Source organism: Ruegeria sp. AM9 (assembly GCF_056540565.1).
Genome location: NZ_JBQFWY010000007.1, coordinates 47967 through 66320 on the forward strand (window position 1 = coordinate 47967; position 18354 = coordinate 66320).

Annotated in this window: 17 protein-coding genes; 8 read left to right on the forward strand and 9 right to left on the reverse strand. The window is 59.9% G+C overall.

The genetic code is table 11. The features are described 5' to 3' along the window. Window positions 1–69 precede the first annotated feature (69 nt). The 3 genes from pheT (at window position 70) to ACR0DO_RS13085 (ending at window position 4001) form a co-directional block, all read left to right on the forward strand. On the forward strand, window positions 70–2466 hold the full coding sequence (pheT, locus tag ACR0DO_RS13075; protein WP_480559321.1) for a phenylalanine--tRNA ligase subunit beta: 2397 nt from the start codon (window positions 70–72) through the stop codon (window positions 2464–2466). A 104-nt stretch (window positions 2467–2570) separates the two neighbouring features. Further along, window positions 2571–3020, forward strand: coding sequence for a YtoQ family protein (locus ACR0DO_RS13080; RefSeq protein ID WP_480559323.1), 450 nt, complete (start codon window positions 2571–2573; stop codon window positions 3018–3020). Between the two features lie 219 nt (window positions 3021–3239). After that, complete coding sequence (locus tag ACR0DO_RS13085; protein ID WP_480559543.1) at window positions 3240–4001, forward strand: mechanosensitive ion channel family protein; 762 nt, start codon at window positions 3240–3242, stop codon at window positions 3999–4001. Between the two features lie 188 nt (window positions 4002–4189). Here ACR0DO_RS13085 and ald read toward each other — a convergent pair whose 3' ends face one another. Further along, window positions 4190–5308: an alanine dehydrogenase gene (ald, locus tag ACR0DO_RS13090; protein WP_170446361.1), complete on the reverse strand. Its 1119-nt coding sequence runs from the start codon at window positions 5306–5308 to the stop codon at window positions 4190–4192. Window positions 5309–5446: 138 nt separating this feature from the next. Here ald and ACR0DO_RS13095 point away from each other — a divergent pair, with 138 nt between their 5' ends. Further along, window positions 5447–5905 carry an Lrp/AsnC family transcriptional regulator gene (locus ACR0DO_RS13095; RefSeq protein WP_170446358.1) on the forward strand — a complete coding sequence of 153 codons (459 nt, stop codon included), beginning with the start codon at window positions 5447–5449 and terminating at the stop codon, window positions 5903–5905. Window positions 5906–5908: 3 nt separating this feature from the next. On the opposite strand, the gene ACR0DO_RS13100 is transcribed toward ACR0DO_RS13095, so the two are convergent. Next, window positions 5909–6748, reverse strand: a complete 840-nt coding sequence (locus tag ACR0DO_RS13100; protein ID WP_480559326.1) for a CPBP family intramembrane glutamic endopeptidase — start codon at window positions 6746–6748, stop codon at window positions 5909–5911. Between the two features lie 277 nt (window positions 6749–7025). Here ACR0DO_RS13100 and ppk2 point away from each other — a divergent pair, with 277 nt between their 5' ends. Then, on the forward strand, window positions 7026–7949 hold the full coding sequence (ppk2, locus tag ACR0DO_RS13105) for a polyphosphate kinase 2 (RefSeq protein ID WP_170673634.1): 924 nt from the start codon (window positions 7026–7028) through the stop codon (window positions 7947–7949). A gap of 56 nt (window positions 7950–8005) precedes the next feature. Here ppk2 and ACR0DO_RS13110 read toward each other — a convergent pair whose 3' ends face one another. The 4 genes from ACR0DO_RS13110 to rpsU all read right to left on the reverse strand — a co-directional run bounded on the left by ACR0DO_RS13110 (window position 8006) and on the right by rpsU (window position 12987). Further along, window positions 8006–9196: a CAP domain-containing protein gene (locus tag ACR0DO_RS13110; protein WP_480559328.1), complete on the reverse strand. Its 1191-nt coding sequence runs from the start codon at window positions 9194–9196 to the stop codon at window positions 8006–8008. Between the two features lie 202 nt (window positions 9197–9398). Continuing rightward, the gene (locus tag ACR0DO_RS13115) at window positions 9399–10520 is read right to left on the reverse strand and encodes a CAP domain-containing protein (protein ID WP_480559330.1); all 1122 of its coding nucleotides are present in this window, start codon (window positions 10518–10520) and stop codon (window positions 9399–9401) included. A gap of 268 nt (window positions 10521–10788) precedes the next feature. Further along, window positions 10789–12549 (reverse strand): tetratricopeptide repeat protein, encoded by a 1761-nt coding sequence (locus tag ACR0DO_RS13120; RefSeq protein WP_480559332.1) that lies wholly within the window; start codon window positions 12547–12549, stop codon window positions 10789–10791. 231 nt (window positions 12550–12780) lie between these two features. Then, window positions 12781–12987, reverse strand: coding sequence for a 30S ribosomal protein S21 (gene rpsU, locus ACR0DO_RS13125; protein ID WP_005614280.1), 207 nt, complete (start codon window positions 12985–12987; stop codon window positions 12781–12783). Window positions 12988–13098: 111 nt separating this feature from the next. Here rpsU and ACR0DO_RS13130 point away from each other — a divergent pair, with 111 nt between their 5' ends. Both ACR0DO_RS13130 and ACR0DO_RS13135 read left to right on the forward strand, forming a co-directional pair. Then, window positions 13099–13791, forward strand: coding sequence for a COQ9 family protein (locus ACR0DO_RS13130; protein ID WP_480559333.1), 693 nt, complete (start codon window positions 13099–13101; stop codon window positions 13789–13791). Between the two features lie 56 nt (window positions 13792–13847). Further along, window positions 13848–14834 (forward strand): NAD(P)H-quinone oxidoreductase, encoded by a 987-nt coding sequence (locus ACR0DO_RS13135; protein WP_480559334.1) that lies wholly within the window; start codon window positions 13848–13850, stop codon window positions 14832–14834. Window positions 14835–14868: 34 nt separating this feature from the next. Here the strand turns inward: ACR0DO_RS13135 and ACR0DO_RS13140 are convergent, their stop codons facing one another. After that, on the reverse strand, window positions 14869–15726 hold the full coding sequence (locus ACR0DO_RS13140) for a DUF2189 domain-containing protein (protein WP_480559336.1): 858 nt from the start codon (window positions 15724–15726) through the stop codon (window positions 14869–14871). 193 nt (window positions 15727–15919) lie between these two features. Between ACR0DO_RS13140 and ACR0DO_RS13145 the strand changes: the two genes are divergently transcribed. Further along, on the forward strand, window positions 15920–16903 hold the full coding sequence (locus tag ACR0DO_RS13145) for a quinone oxidoreductase family protein (protein WP_480559338.1): 984 nt from the start codon (window positions 15920–15922) through the stop codon (window positions 16901–16903). 52 nt (window positions 16904–16955) lie between these two features. Here ACR0DO_RS13145 and ACR0DO_RS13150 read toward each other — a convergent pair whose 3' ends face one another. Together ACR0DO_RS13150 and ACR0DO_RS13155 are read right to left on the reverse strand one after the other, a co-directional pair. Continuing rightward, a complete protein-coding gene (locus tag ACR0DO_RS13150) occupies window positions 16956–17489 on the reverse strand; it encodes an outer membrane protein (protein ID WP_480559340.1) in 534 nt (177 codons plus the stop codon). Between the two features lie 267 nt (window positions 17490–17756). Then, the gene (locus ACR0DO_RS13155) at window positions 17757–18230 is read right to left on the reverse strand and encodes a YHS domain-containing (seleno)protein (RefSeq protein WP_170446338.1); all 474 of its coding nucleotides are present in this window, start codon (window positions 18228–18230) and stop codon (window positions 17757–17759) included. Between the last annotated feature and the right edge of the window lie 124 nt (window positions 18231–18354).

Sequence of the window (18354 nt, forward strand, 5' to 3'; positions counted from 1 at the left end):
CTTGCACCCCGGCGCAATCTTTGCCATTGCCTGTGCCGACTGGATATCTGCCAAAAAAGGCCCCGTGCAATGAAATTCACTCTGTCCTGGCTGAAAGACCACCTCGACACTGACGCTTCGGTTGATGAGATCGCCGAAGCGCTGACCGATCTCGGGCTTGAGGTCGAAGAGATCGTGAACCCGGCGGACCGGTTGGCGGGTTTTACGCTGGGCTATGTGAAACACGCCGAGAAGCACCCCGACGCCGACAAGCTGCGTGTCTGCAAGGTGGACACGGATGAAGGTGAGCTGCAGATCATCTGCGGTGCCCCCAACGCACGCGAAGGCATCACCGTCGTGGTCTGCAAACCGGGCATGTATATCCCCGGCCTGGACCTGACAATTAGCGTCGGCAAGATCCGCGGTGTCGAAAGCTTTGGCATGATGGCCTCGGAACGCGAGCTGGAGCTGTCGGATGAACATGACGGCATCATCGAGCTGCCCTCGGGCGAGGTTGGCGACAAGTTCATCGATTGGCTGGCCGAGAATGAGCCGTCCAAGGTCGATCCGATGATCGAGATCGCGATCACCCCGAACCGCCCGGATGCGCTGGGCGTGGCAGGCATTGCGCGCGATCTGGCCGCGCGGGGCGTTGGTACGTTGAAAGAGCGTGACTATGTGCCGGTGCCGGGCGATTTCGAAAGCCCGATCAAGGTTACGATCGACGAGGATACTCTGGACGGTGCGCCGCATTTCACCGGTCGTCTGATCAAGGGCGTTAAGAATGGCCCCAGCCCGCAATGGCTGCAGGATCAGGTGAAGGCAATCGGTCTGCGCCCGATCTCGGCTTTGGTGGATATCACCAACTACATGACCTTCGACCAGAACCGCCCGCTGCACGTGTTCGATGCGGACAAGGTGCAGGGCAACCTGCGCGTTCACCGCGCCAAGGGTGGCGAGACGCTCGTGGCGCTGGACGAGAAAGAATACACCCTGCAACCCGGCATGATGGTGATCTCGGATGACAAGGGTCCGGAATCCATCGCCGGTATCATGGGCGGTGAGGAAACCGGCTGTACCGAGGAAACGGTGAACGTGTTCCTCGAAAGCGCGTTTTGGGATCATGTGCAGATCGCGCTGACCGGTCGTGCGCTGAAAATCAACTCGGACGCGCGCTATCGGTTCGAACGCGGTGTGAACCCTGAATACACTCTGGAAGGGCTGGAGCAGGCGACGCAGATGATCCTGGATATCTGCGGTGGCGAGGTGTCGAAAGTGGTCGAGGCGGGCAAAGCCCCGAACCACGCGCGCGCCTACAAGCTGGATGCCGAACGTGTGCAGTCTTTGGTCGGTATGGACATTCCCGAAAGCGAACAGCGCCAGACCCTGACCCGACTGGGTTTCCGTCTGGAGGGTGAAATGGCCCACGTGCCCAGCTGGCGTCCGGATGTCATGGGTGAGGCCGATCTGGTGGAAGAAGTCGCGCGGATCGCATCCCTGACCAAGCTGCAAGGCAAGCCGCTGCCGCGTATCACTGACGGTATCCCGAAACCGGTGATGACCCCGACACAGCGTCGTCAGTCCATGGCGCGCCGAACCTGCGCGGCGCTGGGGTATAACGAATGCGTTTCCTATACCTTCATCGATCAGGCCTCGGCAGCGTTGTTTGGTGGTGGGGATGCGGCAACTCAGCTGGAAAACCCGATCTCATCCGAGATGAGCCACATGCGCCCCGATTTGCTGCCCGGTTTGCTACAGGCCGCGGCTCGCAACCAGGCACGCGGTTATACCGACGTGGCGCTGTTCGAGGTTGGCCCCGTCTTCCATGACGGCGAACCCGGCGACCAGAAAACTCAGATCACCGGCCTGCTGGTTGGCCGCAACGGCCCCAAGGACGTGCACGGTGCCTCGCGCTCAGTGGATGTGTTCGACGCCAAAGCCGATGCCGAGGCTGTGCTGGCCGCCATCGGCGCGCCCGCCAAGGTTCAGATTCTGCGCGACGGCGACGCCTGGTGGCACCCGGGCCGTCATGGCAAGATCTGTCTGGGTCCAAAAAAGGTGCTGGGCGTGTTTGGCGAACTGCACCCGCGTATTCTGCAGGCGATGGACATCAAAGGCCCGGCAATGGCCTTCACCATCTGGCCGGACGAGGTGCCTCTGCCCCGTAAATCCGGTGCCACCCGCGCGGCGCTGGAACTGCGCGATCTGCAAGCGGTTGAGCGTGACTTTGCCTTTGTCGTCGACGAAGGTGTCGAGGCGCTGACGCTGGTGAACGCTGCGGCGGGGGCCGACAAGGCGCTGATTGAAGATGTGCGCGTCTTTGATGAATTCATCGGTGGCAGCCTGGGTGAGGGCAAGAAATCTCTGGCCATCACGGTACGCCTGCAACCGACGGACAAGACGCTGAAGGAAAAAGACATCGAAGCCGTGGCCGAGAAGATCATCGCCAAGGTCACCAAGGCGACCGGTGGCGTTCTGCGCGGCTAAAACCTGATGTCCGGAAACAGATCAACGCGCCTACGGGCGCGTTTTTCGTTGGGCTTTCCCGGATTGCGTCATAAGTAGGCTTGGGAACAAAAGCGGAGTTTGTCATGGGCCTGAACGTTTACCTCTCTGGCGAAATTCACACGGACTGGCGGGAACAGATCATCGACGGCGCGCAGGGGTTGGACATAATCTTCAACAGCCCGGTCACCGATCACGCCGCAAGCGATGATTGTGGCGTTGCCATTCTGGGCGCCGAGCCGAACAAGTATTGGCACGATCACAAGGGCGCGATGGTCAACGCGATCCGCACCCGCAAGGGTATCGCGGATGCTGATGTGGTCGTGGTCCGCTTTGGCGAAAAGTACAAACAGTGGAATGCTGCCTTTGACGCGGGCTATGCCGCTGCGCTGGGCAAGTCGTTGATCGTACTTCACGGCCCCGATCACCAGCACGCCCTGAAAGAGGTCGACGCCGCCGCGCTGGCCGTAACCGAAGAGCCGCGCCAGGTGGTTGAGGTGCTGCGCTATGTGTTGACCGGAAAACTGCCGGGTTAAAAAGGCACAACCTGGATTATGGCCCCCCGTGCACGCGGGGCGGCCATGTTGGGCCTGCCGATCAACGGGGAAAACCGGGGCAACTGGCACCTAGACCACGATTCCATTTTCGCTAAGACTTCGGCAAATCCCGCGCGAAAGACGCGGGTTTATTGTTGTGGAAAGGAAAGACGCGTGGATGAAGTCGTAACACAGGTGAATGCGTTTGCACCGCTGATCATGAGCGCGGTCAAGGCGCTGGTTGTTCTGATTCTGGGCTGGATCGTTGCCGGCGCAATCGGAGGACTGGTGCGTCGCCGGATCAACGCGGCCCCGCAGATTGATCCGACACTGGGCAATTTCGCCGCAAGTCTGGTCAAATGGGTGATCCTTGCGATGGTTCTGGTCGCCGTTCTGGGGATTTTCGGAATCGAGGCCACCAGTATCGTCGCCATTCTGGGTGCCGCGTCGCTGGCGATCGGTCTGGCGCTGCAGGGAACTCTCAGCGATCTGGCCGCCGGTGTCATGCTGGTGGTGTTCCGTCCGTACAAGCTGGGCCAATATGTTGATATTGGCGGCACCGCAGGGACGGTGAAAGACCTGAACCTGTTCACCACCGAACTGGTGACACCGGACAATGTGCAGATCATTGTGCCCAACGGACAAAGCTGGGGCTCGATCATCACCAACTACTCGGCCCATGATACGCGGCGTGTCGATCTGGTGTTTGGCATTGATTACGGCGACAGCGCGGATGAGGCGATGCAGATCATTCTGGACGTTGCCAAGGCGGATGAACGTGTTCACAGCGATCCCGAGCCCTGGGTGCGGGTGACCAATCTGGGGGACAGCTCGGTCGATCTGACCGCGCGCCTGTGGTGTGCCGCGGCGGATTACTGGGACGTGAAATTCGAGGTGACCAAAGCGGTGAAAGAGGCGTTCGACGCCAAGGGCGTGTCGATCCCCTATCCACATTCGGTGGAGATCCACAAAGAGGCGTAAGCCTCCCGCCCGTCGGTCGGGCATTGAAATGCCCTCCTCCGGTTGGGTCCGGCGCCGCGCTGAATGCGCGGCGCCGTTTCGTTTGCGGGACCGTTGCGATTCACGCAACCGCGCTGCACCGCAGGTGCGGCGCCTGGCCCAACGCTGTAAACGCCCTCGTCAGAGGGCGCTTTCAGGGGCGGGAGGCCTTAGGCGTTAATGACCGCCTCGGGTGCGACCACATCGATGCCCAGTGCCGTGCCAACCGCTTCATAGGTCAGTTTGCCGGCATGTACGTTCAGACCGGCCAGCAGGTGCGGATCGTCCTGACACGCTTGCTTCCAGCCTTTGTCCGCCAGCGACAGCATGAAGGGCATGGTCGCGTTGCCAAGTGCGATGGTCGAGGTGCGTGCAACGGCACCTGGCATGTTGGCAACACAATAGTGCATGATGCCGTCCACTTCGTAGATCGGATCAGCGTGGGTCGTTGCCTTGGAGGTTTCGAAACAACCGCCCTGGTCGATGGCGACGTCTACAAGAACCGCACCGGGCTTCATGGTGGACAGCTGGTCGCGGGTGATCAGCTTGGGAGCAGCCGCACCGGGGATCAGAACCGCGCCGATAACCATGTCAGCGGTTTGGATCAGTTCAGCGGTGGCACCAGCGGTCGAATACTGGTTGTTGAACTGGCGGCCGAACACATCGTCCAGATAGCGCAGGCGCGGCAGCGAGCGGTCCAGGACGGTGACATCTGCACCCATACCGGCTGCAATCTTGGCTGCGTGGGTGCCGACGACACCGCCGCCGATCACGATAACCTTAGCTGGCCCCACACCAGGAACGCCGCCCATCAGGACGCCGCGACCGCCATTGGCCTTTTGCAGTGTCCACGATCCGACCTGCGGTGCCAGACGGCCCGCAACCTCGGACATCGGGGCCAGCAGGGGCAGGCCGCCGCTTGAATCGGTCACGGTTTCATAAGCAATCGCGGTGCAGCCCGATTCCAGCAGGTCATGGGTCTGATCCGGGTCGGGTGCCAGGTGAAGGTAGGTGAACAGCAGCTGACCTTCACGCAGCATCTTGCGCTCGACCGCCTGCGGCTCCTTGACCTTGACGATCATGTCGGCGGTGGCAAACACCTCTTCGGCCGTGTCGATGATCCGTGCGCCTGCAGCGATATAAGCGTCGTTGTCGAAGCCCGAGCCGAGACCGGCATTGGTTTCGATCAGGACCTCATGTCCGCGCGCGACGGCCTCTTGCGCGGCGTTGGGGGTCATGCCGACGCGAAATTCCTGGGGTTTGATTTCCTTGGGGCAACCGATTTTCATTTTTTGCTCCTCCATTCATAAACTGCTTAAATTATGGGCAATCCAAGGCGCAATTTCTGTGAAACTCTGCCCGCGAATTGGCTTTTCTTCGGGAGAATTTCCGCTAAATTGCTAAATCTCTGCAAAGGAATTGCGTCAATGAGCGTGGATGCGACGGATAGAAAGATTTTGGCTGCTCTGCAGCGGGACGGCCGCATGTCGAATGCCGAACTGTCCGAGCAGGTGAATCTGTCTCCGTCAGCCTGCCACCGGCGGGTGCAGCGGCTGGAGGCGGACGGCTATATCCGCAACTATGTGGCGCTGCTGGATGCGCGCAAGATGAATGTCCCGACGACGGTGTTCGTCGAGATCACCTTGCAGGGACAGGCGGAAGAGCTGCTGGACGCGTTCGAAAAGGCCGTAGCCCGTATTCCCGACGTGTTGGAATGTCATCTGATGGCGGGCACGGCGGATTATATCCTGAAGGTCGTTGCCGAAAATACCGAGGATTTTGCCCGTATCCATCGCCAATACCTGTCACGTCTGCCGGGGGTGGCGCAGATGCAAAGCTCGTTTGCGTTACGCACGGTGTTCAAGACCACTGCCTTGCCGGTATGACGTTCAGACCGCACCGGGATAGGTGAAGAGGGCCAGATGCAAGGCGTTGAAGCCGAAATGCATCAGAACCGGCACCCAAAGCCGCCCGGTCGCATAGTAGCCCAACCCGCAGGCCGCCCCGAGGATCGAAGCGAACACCACCAGCGCCGGGCCTCCGCCCGCGTGGGCCAGACCGAACAGCAGGCTGGCCGTTACGATTCCAAGGGTCGCCCCGAATTTTGTGATAATAACTGATTGCAGATAACCGTGGAAAAAGGCCTCTTCGGTGAGACAGGTCAGAAACAGGTTCGACAGCGCAAAGATCAGCCACCACGGGGGCAGGCCGATCTCGGGCCGGACCGCGCCGGTGGCGAGTCCCAGCAGGAACAGCGCGGGGAGCAGGATCAGGCCAAACACCAGCGGCGCGGTTTTGGTCGGTTCGGCGCCTTGGATCATTCGGGGCCAGACCAGCAGGACGGCAAACAACACCAGCGGCTTGTCCAGGTTCAGATACAGGGTGAAGTCAGTGCTGTCCGGCCCGGCCTGCACCTGATCCAGGACCAGCAGGTTGTGAAATCCGGGAACCAGATGCGCCGCCAGCGCGAGGCACCACAGGATCAGTGCCAGATGCCCTGCCAAAGCCATGGGCCCGGACAGGCGGCGCAGCCCAGCAGCCCCCAGCAACCCAAGGCCGGCGATCACCACCGCCAGCGGTGTGACCAATCCAAGCGCCAGTGCGATGCCGCCAAACGCGGCCAGCAGGGTCAGGCTCAGCTTCTGCTGGCCTGACGCGGCGCCTGTTTGCGCAGCAATCAGGATGAACCAGGGCCAAATTGCGGGCAGAAGGGAGAGAAAATGCGTCACGGTCGTCTCATGCTTTGACGGGTCGTTTTTGCCGTTGGATTGTGGTCTGTGGCAAGGGCCGAAGCGGCAGCTTTAGGCCAACCCGTTGGCAATGCGGCAATTCTTACGCTTGTATCCCACCGCTTGGAGGTTCAAAAAGGGGAAGACCGAACGCCCGCCTGCGTTGCATGTATTGGCATCCGCAGCGCATAATTGGCGAGGGTTTCATCAATTTCTCTGATGACATCAGGCGGTTACACGCGCCCTGTACGGTCCGGACCCGATAGACGATAAGGATATGACCTTGGCTTACGAAAACAATGACGCGCCCAAAGACTGGCTGGAAGCCGAGTTGGAAGACACGCTGGACGAAGATTTCGAGATCGAGTTCAGCGAGCCCATGCTCTCGATGGAAGTCCGCAAGATCTACAAGGATCAGCATCCGGACATGCTGGATCGCAAGGTCTATTTCCGCAACCTGCTGCGCCTGCAGGCTGAGCTGATCAGAGTTCAGGATTGGGTGCAACACACCGGCGCCAAGGTCTGCATTCTGTTCGAAGGCCGCGACAGTGCGGGCAAGGGGGGCGTGATCAAACGCATCACCCAGCGTCTGAATCCGCGGGTGGCCCGCGTCGTGGCTCTGCCCGCGCCCAGCCGACGTGAACAAAGCCAGTGGTATTTCCAGCGTTATGTTCCGCACCTGCCTGCAGCGGGCGAGATCGTTCTGTTCGATCGCTCCTGGTATAACCGCGCCGGGGTCGAGCGGGTGATGGGTTTTGCCAGCGACGATCAGGTCGAGCAGTTCTTTCAGGACGTTCCCGAATTCGAACGGATGCTGGTGCGGTCCGGGATCATCCTGCTGAAATACTGGTTCTCGATCACGGATGAGGAACAGCAGCTACGATTCCTCATGCGTATTCACGACCCGATGAAGCAGTGGAAACTGTCGCCGATGGATTTGGAATCGCGCATCCGCTGGGAGGCCTACACCAAGGCCAAGGAAGATATGCTTTTCCGCACCAACATCCCCGAGGCGCCGTGGTATATTGTCGAAGGCAATGACAAGAAACGTGAGCGCCTGAATTGTATCGAGCATTTGCTGACCAAAATCCCCTACACCGATGTGCCGCAGGAAAAGGTCAATCTGCCGGACAGGCGCTACAACCCGGAATACGAACGCCGCGTCCTGCCGGATGAACTGCACGTGCCCAAGATCTATTGATCACAAAAAAACGCCCCCGAAACCGGGGGCGTTTTTAATTTGGAATGCCGGGCGTATCAGAACAGGAAAAAGTCCTGTGTCAGCTCTGACACTTGCGTGTTCGCCAAGATCAGGCTGTTGCCGTTGCCGTCGTCGATCACAACATCGCTGCCGGACTGCGAAATGTGATTGTTCATCAGATCGCTGTACCCGGTGATCGAGGTCGGGCCTCTGAGGTCGATGTAGTCGTCACTGGAGAAGTCCAGAACGGTGTCCGTCCCGGAGGTGAAGACGAACAGGTCCGAACCGGACCCGCCAGTCAGGTCGTCGTCGTCGCGGCCGCCATACAGAATGTCGTTGCCCGCCCCGCCAAAAAGGTCGTCCTGACCGTGTCCGCCCCGCAGGGTGTCATTGCCGTAGCCCGATTGAATCCGGTCATTCTCGGTGCCGCCCAACAGCAGGTCATTGCCATCGCCGCCATGCAGCCTGTCGTTGCCCCTGCCGCCCTGAGCAAAGTCGTCTCCGCCACCACCTCTGAGCAGGTCTGTTCCCTGACCGCCGATCAGGACGTCGTTGCCGCCATATCCGACAACCGTATCATTGCCCGTGCCGCCGTGAAGAAAATCGCCGCCGTTTGCACCGTTAAGCGTGTCGCTGCCGCCGCGCCCTTCCAGCGACCCGGCCTGATTGAGGTGCAGGGCGAACCAGTCATCCCCGTTATCGCCGACCGTGCCGGCGTTTACATATTCAGGTCCCGGCTCTGGAGGTGTAGGCGTAGGGGCAGGGGTGGGCGCGGGTGTCGAGCCACCGGTATCCAGTTGAACCGCGCCAGTGGTGCGGGCAAAGTTCTGCGTCACGATGATCGCGTTATAGCCGTCGAAATTGCCGACCTCGATGCCGATCCCTACCAGAGTGACATTCGGATCAAGGATGTTGGCCCGGTGGCCGGGGCTGTTCATCAGGCTGTTATGCAGGTCGACAACGTCGTCGGACAGGCCCGGTTCGCCGCGAACGGACTGCCAGGCGATGTTCTCGGTTGCGCGCCAGTTGCCCGCAAAGTTGAACCCGGCATCTTCCATCCGGTCCCACGGCTGCGAGCCGCCGGCACCCGTATGGTCGAACCGGTTGGTGTTCAACATCCATTGACTGTGATCTTCGGCGGCCTCGTTCAGGTTGAGTTCAAGCTGGACGGGGGGCAGCCCCGCCTGTGCGCGCTCTGCATTGATCAATGCAAGCATCTGCCGTTCTAGATCGCTAGCGGTTGACATGATTCTGCCTCCAGTAGATTGCGTTATTTTGGCGGGACATTAATGGCGAGACTTTGGCGGGATAAGGTCACAAACCGGACGCTCCGGCCTGCTGAGCGAATTGTCACCGCCGGTTTTGCCTCATTTGTGCGGAATCCTGCGCAGATTGACCCGCACGTAAGCGCGGGGCGCCGAAAAGGCGCCCCGCGTGCCGGATGTAAGCTTAGACGAAGTCCATCATGCCGGCGTTGTCGATCGAGACGAAGGTGAAGAAATCGTCCTGCATGTCCGCACCCATGTCCGACGTGACATCGGTTTCGGCCGGGGCGTCGTCACACATGTCCCAGGTCAGCATGAAGTCATCCTCAACCTCTGCGGTATCGGTTGCCGGGACATCGTTCAGCCGGAAATCGTCAACCAGGACCAGCAGGTCGTTCACGAAGTCTTCAATCGCCGCAAGGAACCCTTCCACGTCGAAACAATCATCCGCCGGGGCTTCGGTGACGTCGGTATCGGGCGTTTCGTCCGCCGGTTCCTCGGTTTCGGTGACGTCGGTGTCGGGCGTTTCGTCTGCCGGTTCCTCGGTCTCGGTGACGTCGGTGTCGGGCGTTTCGTCCGCCGGCTCTTCGGTCTCGGTGACGTCAGTGTCGGGCGTCTCGTCCGTCGGCTCCTCGGTCTCGGTGACGTCGGTGTCAGGGGTTTCGTCTGCCGGCTCTTCGGTCTCGGTGACATCGGTGTCAGGGGTTTCGTCCGCCGGTTCCTCGGTCTCGGTGAAATCGGTGTCAGGGGTTTCGTCCACCGGTTCCTCATTCTCGGTGACGTCGGGCTCTTCCATCACGGGGTCTTCTGCCACAGGCTCTTCCACCGGTGGGATCGGTGCGGTGCCGTTGTCCAGCACAACAGTGCCATCGGTGGTGGCAAAGTTCTGGGTCACCATGACGGCGTCCCAGCCGTTGTAATTGCCTTCTTCGATGCCGATCCCGATGTATTCGTAATCGGGGTTCAGGATATTGGCGCGGTGACCCGGGCTGTTCATCAGGCTCTGGTGCAACTGCTCGACATCATCGCTGATGCCCTGCGCGCCGCGTTCCGATTGCCAGGCGATGTTCTCACCCGACCGCCAGTTGCCGGAAAAGTCGAACCCGGCGTCCCGCATCCGCTCGGTCGCGCTGGACCCGTTCGATCCGGTGTGGCTGAACGTATCGGTGTTCAGCATCCAGGCGCTGTGATCCTCGGCCGAGTCATTCAGGCGGGTTTCCAGTTTCAGCGGGTTCAGCCCGCGGGATGTGCGCTCTTCATTGATCAGCGCCAGCATTTCTTGCTCGAATGTACTTGCAGTTGACATGGTTGCCTCCGGTTTGAGTGGTCGTCTGTGCAGACCGGGCCAGTTACAGGGGGCACCGAACGGACGGACAGAGGAGGCGGGGATTCAGGCGAAATCCGGCAGGGGCGTGCTGTCGGTGAAAGATTCGCTGCGCTGCAAAATGCCGGTCCAAACGGGCTTGGCGCGACTCGGCGGATTGCCGCACCGGAGGTTTTGGTAAATGGCAAGAACCGACCGATCGGAAAGGTCGCCGCCCGCCAGCTCCAAAGGTTTGTAGGGCCCGGCGTGCTTAGTCTTGCTTCAGACGGTCAGAGGCCTCGGGGTCGATGCAGTGAATATCGGATGCACATAGCTGCAGCGCGTCTTTGGTCGCCGTGTCGTAGGTGCCGTTTATCGACCCATCATAGTGACCGGCACTTTGCATCCTGCGTTGGAACGCTTTCGCAAATTCGGCGTTGCCCCGCTTGAGCGCACTGTCAAAATCGGCCTGCGCCTGATCTGCCCGGTGCCGCGACTGATGGATCGACCCGCGATAGTCATAGGTGTCTGCATAGCCATTTTCACTGTTTGATCTTTCGCCTTCTTCGGTTTCGATCAATCGAATGGCCTGATCATAGCTTGCAAGAGCATCGTTCGGGCGACCGAGCTTTTCCAGAACTACGCCCCGCTTTCGCAAATGGTCCACGCCGTCCGGGTCATGCTCTACCCTCAGGTTCAAAGTGGCAAGGGCGGCATTCCAATCACCCGCCGCCACAAGAATTTCGGTCTTTCGCCTTAGTGAAGAAGCATACAGGGTCATTAAATTCAAGTTGTCTGAAACAAGTTCTTCTGTGACACAACGCTTCCCAGCCTTTAGCAACTCTTCGATTTCATAATGTGTCTGAAGAATTACGTCCTCGCGTGTTTCATTTTTGTCTATCAGTACGTTCAGATCAGCCAGCGCCAAGTCGTTTCGACCAAGTCTCATGTTCGTACCTGCGCGGATAGATATCCACCAATCAGGATAGTCTGCGGCTTCAATCAAGCGATTGAGATCCTGCAAGGCGGTTTCACGGCCTTCTGCCTGCAGGCTGAAGTGATACCGGAGATCCAGAAGCTTGGGGTCGTCGGGGTGCTCGGCGAGGACGTCATCAAGGATATCACGCGCCTTCAATGGCGTGGTTTCACCCATTTCCCAAAGCGTATTACTCCACACGTTCATCGACCAGATGGATCGGCAATAGTGCGGGTTGATCGCCAGGGATTTACGGAAATCCCAATACGCGGCTTTGCGGTCGCCAATTTCCCAGTGCAAAAGGCCCCGCCAAAACCACGTCCAAGCCGAGTTATCGCCCATTTCCAATATCGTTTCGACGTCTGCAAACGCCTCGTCGAGGTTGAAGAGATTACCATTTGACCACGCGCGCGCCTTCCGCAATGGGATGACGTTACTGTCCTGGGGAAGCCTTGCGATCGCCTCGTTCAGCACCAACAGGGCATCTGCGTCGCGGTCCTGTTCTGACAGAATATCTGCTTTTGCCTCGATCGCGTCGATATTGTCCGGGTCGTAATCCAGTGCCGCATCCACATCGGCCATCGCCTCGGTGAATTTGTCCTGTATTTTCAAAACCCGGGCCCGTTGCAGGTACACGTCAAAAAGCTGGTCCGCGTTTTTCCGATTTATATGGCCAATGACGGTTGAGAAATCAGCGACGGCCAGATCGTATTCTCTGGCCTTTCGGTACAGCGCCCCGCGGTTCAGAAAAGCCGACATATTGTCAGGCGTCAGTGTTATTGATTGGGTGTACAGCGCGACAGCGCGCTCTGCGTCATCCGGGGCGACCGCCCGGGCCAGGTAAAACGCAGTGTCGCCCCGCTCGCTGTTGGTGAGGCCATCCAGTTCCAGAGCTTTGGAGCAGGTTTCGATTCTGGTCGCTTTGTCCGGCGCATCGGTGCAGGCAAGGACGAAGGGGTTGTCAGATTTTCCACTGACCGGCTTGAACACCAAAAGACCTGCCGTGCAGGCGAGGGTGAGAACTGCAAGAACTCTGACAATAATTCGGGTCGTCATCGGGGAAATGATCTTTTTTAAAAGGGGCTAACGAATGATGCGCTATGCGCTTGTGATTTTATGTGATGCGATTGTGGCCAAGATGTGGACGCCCGAAAGGAACGCGGTGATTTGAACCGCGCAAGGCGTTTGATCGGCGAAACTGTGGGGGTAAAAACGACAAACCCCCGGGCGGGGCCTCGGGGGTCGTCAAATAGTGTCATCCAAAGCTGGACGAGACTCAGGCAGCTCTTAGAGCAGACCTTCGCGCTGGGCTTTCTTGCGTGCCAGTTTACGGGCACGGCGGATCGCTTCAGCTTTCTCGCGCGCTTTTTTCTCGGACGGTTTCTCGAAATGTTGCTTCAGCTTCATTTCACGGAACACGCCTTCGCGCTGCAGCTTTTTCTTCAGGGCACGAAGCGCCTGATCGACGTTATTGTCGCGAACACTAACCTGCATGTGGTTGTCACCACCTTTCTAGATAGAGTTGCAAGGAAATTGCAGGAGTTGGCCGTATAGCAAAGCCGGTCTATCTTGTCTAGTACTGGCCCCGAGAACCGGAGAACCGCCATGACTGTCACTTATGAAGATGCAAAACAACAGCTTTTGGATGCGATCCTGATCCACGTGCCGTTTGATGGCTGGTCCGAGGTCAGCTTTCGCGCTGCGATCACCGATTGCGATCTGGAGGACGGTTTGGCACGCGCGATCTGCCCCCGCGGTGCGGTTGATCTGGCGCTGGCGTTTCATGCGCGGGGCGATGCGGCCATGGTGGACCGTCTGAAATCCACCGACCTGAGCGAGATGAAATTCCGCGACCGCGTGGCGGCGGGCGTCCGGTTCCGGCTTGAGGCCGTGACCGACAAGGAGTTGGTGCGCCGGGGGATGACGCTGTTTTCCCTGCCGACCCATGCGGCGGACGGGGCCAAGGCGCTGTGGCAGACTTGCGACCTGATTTGGGACACGCTGGGCGATACCTCGGACGATGTGAACTGGTACACCAAGCGCGCGACCCTGTCGGGGGTCTATTCCTCGACCCTGTTGTTCTGGCTGGGGGATGAGTCCCCGGATCACGAAAAAACGTGGGCGTTTCTGGACCGGCGTATCGACAACGTCATGCAGTTCGAAAAACTCAAGGCGCAGGTGAACGGCAATCCGCTGTTCAAGCCGTTCCTTGCGGTGCCGAACTGGTTCGCCAGCCAGGTTAAGCCGCCGATGAAAATGCGCGCTGATCTGCCCGGGATGCTGGACCCGCGCAAGTAAGTATCTGGGCCTTCCGGAATTTGCCTGTTAGGCATTGGGCAAAGGAGGATTTGCCCATGACCCAGACGATGCGCGCCGTAGAAATCTCGCAGCCCGGCGGCCCGGATGTTCTGCACCTGACCGAACGGCCGATCCCCGAGCCGCAAAACGGCCAGGTGATCCTCAAGGTGGCTTATGCGGGGGTGAATCGCCCCGACGCCTTGCAGCGAGCCGGGGCCTATGACCCGCCTCCGGGTGCCAGCGATCTGCCGGGGCTGGAGGCCTCGGGCGAAGTGGTTGCGGTGGGTTCAGGGGTCGAGGGGCTTTCGATCGGCGATCAGGTTTGCGCCTTGCTGCCCGGTGGCGGATATGCCGAATACGTAGCCACCCCCGCCGCACATTGTTTGCCGGTCCCCAAGGGCATGGGGATGAAAGAGGCTGCATGCCTGCCCGAGACTTTCTTTACCGTCTGGTCCAACGTCTTCATGCGCGGCGGGTTGAAGGCTGGCGAGCGGTTTCTGGTGCATGGCGGCTCAAGCGGGATCGGTACAACGGCGATCCAATTGGCCCACGCCTTTGGCGCCCGTGTCTTTGCCACCGCCGGTTCGGATGAGAAATGCGAGGCCTGCGTCAAGCTGGGTGCCGAGCGGGCGATCAACTACCGCGATGAGGATTTCGTCGGCGTGATGCGGGCCGAGGGCGGTGCAAACCTGATCCTTGATATGGTGGGCGGCGACTATATCCCGCGCAACGTCAAAACGCTGGCCGAGGATGGCCGTCTGGTGCAGATCGCCTTTCTGCAGGGGCCGAAGGTCGAACTGAACTTTGCCCTGATGATGGTCAAACGTCTGACTCTGACTGGCAGCACCCTGCGTCCGCAAAGCGACCTGGCCAAGGCGAAAATCGCTCAGGAATTGCGTGAGGCGGTCTGGCCGTTGCTGGAGGCCGGGAAGGTTGCCCCCGTCATGGACAGCGAGTTCGATCTGGTAGAGGCCTCAGCGGCACACGCGCGGATGGAAAGCTCGGGCCATATCGGCAAGATCGTCCTGAAGGTCGCGGGTTAACCGAGCGGCGCGGGCCTGTCCCGCGCGCTTTCCGTCAGACCACCGCGCGGCGATACAAGTGCCATGTAGCGTGACCCAGTACCGGCATCACCACGATTAGCCCCAGCATCATCGGGATTGCGCCAAGGACCAACAGGGCAGCGACGATGAAGCCCCATGCCAGAATCACTCTGGGATTGTGGCGCAGCACCCGTACCGAGGTCACGACTGCCACCGGCAGCCCCACCTTGCGATCCAGCAGTAGCGGAAAGCTAACCACGCTGATGGCCAGCGCGACCAAGGCAAACAGGAATCCGACCGCATTGCCGAAGATGATCATCGTCCAGCCCGCGCCGGTGGTGAAGACCTGCGTGACAAAGGCGCCGATTGATGTGGGCACGTCGGGGCCGAGCGTGTGAACAAAGATGCTCTGCGCGACCATCAACCAGATCAGCAGCCACATGACCAGATAAAAGCCCAGCATCAGGATTGCCCCGAAAGACGGCGACTGAAACACCCCGAACGCGTCAAGCCAGTGCACCTCGCCCCCCTTTTCGCGTTTGCGGCTGATTTCATACAGGCCCACGGCGGCGATCGGGCCAATCAGGGCAAACCCCAGAATCAGCGGTGCCAGCAGCGGCACCATATTGCGGTTCAGGCCGAAGCCGAACATCAGCAACCCCGCGATGGGGTAGATCAGCACGATGAATATGGCATCGGCCCGCGTTTCCAGAAAATCGCCATAGCCCGCCCGCAGACAGGCGCGCAGGTCCTGCATCGTCAGGGTCCGTACCTCTGGCAGGTGCCGTGTATCTGCGCTGCCGATGCGGTTCACGCTTTCTGCAATATGATCGCCGGTCGCGCCGATATTCCGGGCGGTCCAGCTGATCGGATTTCCAATCGTCTTGGCCATCGTCTTTCCCCTCCCTTTGCGTATCCGCGCAGCAGGGTGGTTCCGGCATCGGTTGCCCTTGGCCGGACCAGCCGGCAACGCCCGGTCATGAGTATAGCACATTTTTTCGCGTTGCGGTTGCGTGGCGCGGAATCGTGCCGATTGCCCTTATTTACAGGCGTGTTAGCTTGGCTTCAGGCAACAGGAGGTCAGCATGCAGCAAACGGCAAGAACCGTCGTCATTCACGAACACGGCGGCCCCGAAGTTCTGAAGATCGAAGACCGCCCCCTGGGAGACCCCGGTCCCGGAGAGGTGCGCATTCGCCATCACGCCTGCGGGCTGAATTTCATCGACGTCTACCAGCGCACGGGGCTGTACCCGATGGACCTGCCGCATGCTTTGGGCATGGAGGCCGCAGGTGTGATCGAAGCCGTCGGCGAAGGTGTGACCCATCTGGAGCCCGGCCAGCGTGCCGCCTATGCCGCCGCGCCCTCGGGCGCCTATTCCGATGCGCGGGTGATGCCTGCGGCGCAGGTTTGCCCCTTGCCCGACGGGATTTCATTCGATGCGGCGGCGGCGATGATGCTCAAGGGGATGACGGTGGAATACCTGTTTCACCGCACCACGCCGCTGAAACGCGGCGATACCGTGCTGTTTCACGCGGCGGCGGGGGGCGTGGGCCTGATCGCCTGCCAATGGGCCAAATCCGAGGGGATCACCCTGATCGGCACCGCTGGTACGGATGAAAAATGCAGCCTGGCCCAGTTCAACGGGGCGACCCATTGCATAAATTACCGCAAAGAGAACTTTGCCGAACGCGTGGCCGAGATCACCGGCGGCAAGGGCGTGGACGTGGTGATGGACTCGATCGGAGCGGATACGTTCAACGGATCACTGGACAGCCTGAAACCTTTGGGAATGATGATTTCGTTCGGTAACGCGTCTGGGCCGGTGCCGCTGATGGATATCGGAATTCTGGCAAAGAAGGGCTCGCTCAAGGTCACCCGGCCAACCCTGTTCACCCATATTTCCGATCACACGGTCTGTCAGGCGATGGCCCGGCGCCTGTTCGGCAAGGTCGAGGGCGGAGAGGTCAAACTCCACATCGACCAGCGTTTTCCGTTGGATCAGGTCGCCGAGGCCCACCGCGCGCTTGAGGCCCGGCAGACCACCGGCAGCACGGTTCTGGAGCCCTGACACGCAGAACCCGGCCCATAGGGGCCGGGTCCGTTGCTGACCTGTCGTCCGATCAGAACCGATAGGCCGCGCGCACCTGTACGGTGGTTGCGTCCACGTCGATGCCGGTGCGGTCGAAATTGTCGAATTCGTGATAGAGGATCTCGCCGCCAACGCTGATGTTCGGGGCGACGATCTGTTCATAGCCTGCCCCGATGAACCAACCATCCTCGCTGCCCAGACTGTCGGTTCCGGCTTCGGCAAAGCCGCCGACTCCATAAAGCAGGCCGTTGGAGGTCACTTTGTAGCCCGCACGCGCCTTGACGCGCCAGACCTCTTCGACCTCGACGCCGGGGGCCAGTCCGATACCGGTCCAGTCATAGTCGAACCCCAGACCGACAACCCAATCGCTCAGGTCGTAGTCATAGCCCAGAATGATGCCGCCGATCACGCCGTCGCCGTCCACGCCCGATGCGCTGGTGTTGATATCGGCGTAACCCAGCTGCAAGCCGCCATAAAAGCCGGTCCAGTTGCCTGAGGACTGCGCTGCGGCCGCACCCGCGGAAAAGGCCGCGATCACTGAGGCGAGAAGAAACTTACCTTTCATGTTATGTCCTTTCATCGGAAATGGCCTGCAGCAAATCCGCGCTGCCTGCGTGTGTATTGATCACTACGGTCCGGTTTCACGACCGGATCACAGTTTGTTCAAAGTGTCCGACCCAAAAGATGCGCCGCGTTTGCAATCGGTGGCGGCACCGGCCCGCTGAAACCGGGCGTTTCCTTTCCTTTAAATGTAGGTTTTCAAAATGGGTGTTGCAAATGGCAATCGGCGGCAGAGTGATCCGCCGCCGATCCGGTAATTTCTGTCAGCGGGTTATTGCTGCAGTTCTGCCGGGGTCTTGTCGGCAATGGTTTCCCAGTTGGCGCTGGCTTGGTCGATAAAGCCCGGGATATCGCCTTCCCAGCGTTCCTGAATGTCCTGCGACAGGTTCAGGTACAGCTTGTTGTCGACGATCTTCCAATAGGTCGGATCGCCGTCGAACTTGAAGCCCATCGCGGCACCGAATGCGCAGTAGCCACCGTATGCGGGCAGGTAGGCTTCGGGGTTCTCTTCGAACGCGGCTTTGTTTTCCTCAGTGGCGAAGCGGTACAGCGCGTCATTGTGCAGCGCGGTGATGCGGTAATCGCCCTTGGTCGGCTGACCTTCGGTGAAATAGGCAACCGGGTCGTAGCCCTGCAGCGCCAGACCGGTCGAGCTTGCGTTCAGTTCAACGCCTGCGGCCAGAGCCGAGCTTGCGATTGCAACGGACAGCGCAACGCCGCCAAGGATGGATTTGATCTTGTTCATTGTTTTCACCTTTCGTGAAACGGGCGATCCGGCGGCGCTGAAATTACGCCTGGGCACCCCTTGGGATTTTTGTCCGTGCGACCGGTAATTGGCCGTCACGCAACCGAAGTGGGCAATCGCGTCA

Excerpts from the sequence above, each read along its gene's own strand:
- ACR0DO_RS13115 (WP_480559330.1), bottom strand. The coding sequence starts at position 10,520 with ATGTCAACTGCAAGTACATTCGAGCAAGAAATGCTGGCGCTGATCAAT.
- pheT (WP_480559321.1), top strand. The coding sequence starts at position 70 with ATGAAATTCACTCTGTCCTGGCTGAAAGACCACCTCGACACTGACGCT.
- ACR0DO_RS13140 (WP_480559336.1), bottom strand. The coding sequence starts at position 15,726 with ATGGCCAAGACGATTGGAAATCCGATCAGCTGGACCGCCCGGAATATC.
- ACR0DO_RS13145 (WP_480559338.1), top strand. The coding sequence starts at position 15,920 with ATGCAGCAAACGGCAAGAACCGTCGTCATTCACGAACACGGCGGCCCC.
- ald (WP_170446361.1), bottom strand. The coding sequence starts at position 5,308 with ATGAAAATCGGTTGCCCCAAGGAAATCAAACCCCAGGAATTTCGCGTC.
- ACR0DO_RS13110 (WP_480559328.1), bottom strand. The coding sequence starts at position 9,196 with ATGTCAACCGCTAGCGATCTAGAACGGCAGATGCTTGCATTGATCAAT.
- ACR0DO_RS13080 (WP_480559323.1), top strand. The coding sequence starts at position 2,571 with ATGGGCCTGAACGTTTACCTCTCTGGCGAAATTCACACGGACTGGCGG.
- ACR0DO_RS13120 (WP_480559332.1), bottom strand. The coding sequence starts at position 12,549 with ATGACGACCCGAATTATTGTCAGAGTTCTTGCAGTTCTCACCCTCGCC.
- ACR0DO_RS13135 (WP_480559334.1), top strand. The coding sequence starts at position 13,848 with ATGACCCAGACGATGCGCGCCGTAGAAATCTCGCAGCCCGGCGGCCCG.
- ACR0DO_RS13150 (WP_480559340.1), bottom strand. The coding sequence starts at position 17,489 with ATGAAAGGTAAGTTTCTTCTCGCCTCAGTGATCGCGGCCTTTTCCGCG.
- ACR0DO_RS13155 (WP_170446338.1), bottom strand. The coding sequence starts at position 18,230 with ATGAACAAGATCAAATCCATCCTTGGCGGCGTTGCGCTGTCCGTTGCA.
- ppk2 (WP_170673634.1), top strand. The coding sequence starts at position 7,026 with ATGACCTTGGCTTACGAAAACAATGACGCGCCCAAAGACTGGCTGGAA.
- ACR0DO_RS13085 (WP_480559543.1), top strand. The coding sequence starts at position 3,240 with ATGAGCGCGGTCAAGGCGCTGGTTGTTCTGATTCTGGGCTGGATCGTT.
- ACR0DO_RS13130 (WP_480559333.1), top strand. The coding sequence starts at position 13,099 with ATGACTGTCACTTATGAAGATGCAAAACAACAGCTTTTGGATGCGATC.
- ACR0DO_RS13095 (WP_170446358.1), top strand. The coding sequence starts at position 5,447 with ATGAGCGTGGATGCGACGGATAGAAAGATTTTGGCTGCTCTGCAGCGG.
- rpsU (WP_005614280.1), bottom strand. The coding sequence starts at position 12,987 with ATGCAGGTTAGTGTTCGCGACAATAACGTCGATCAGGCGCTTCGTGCC.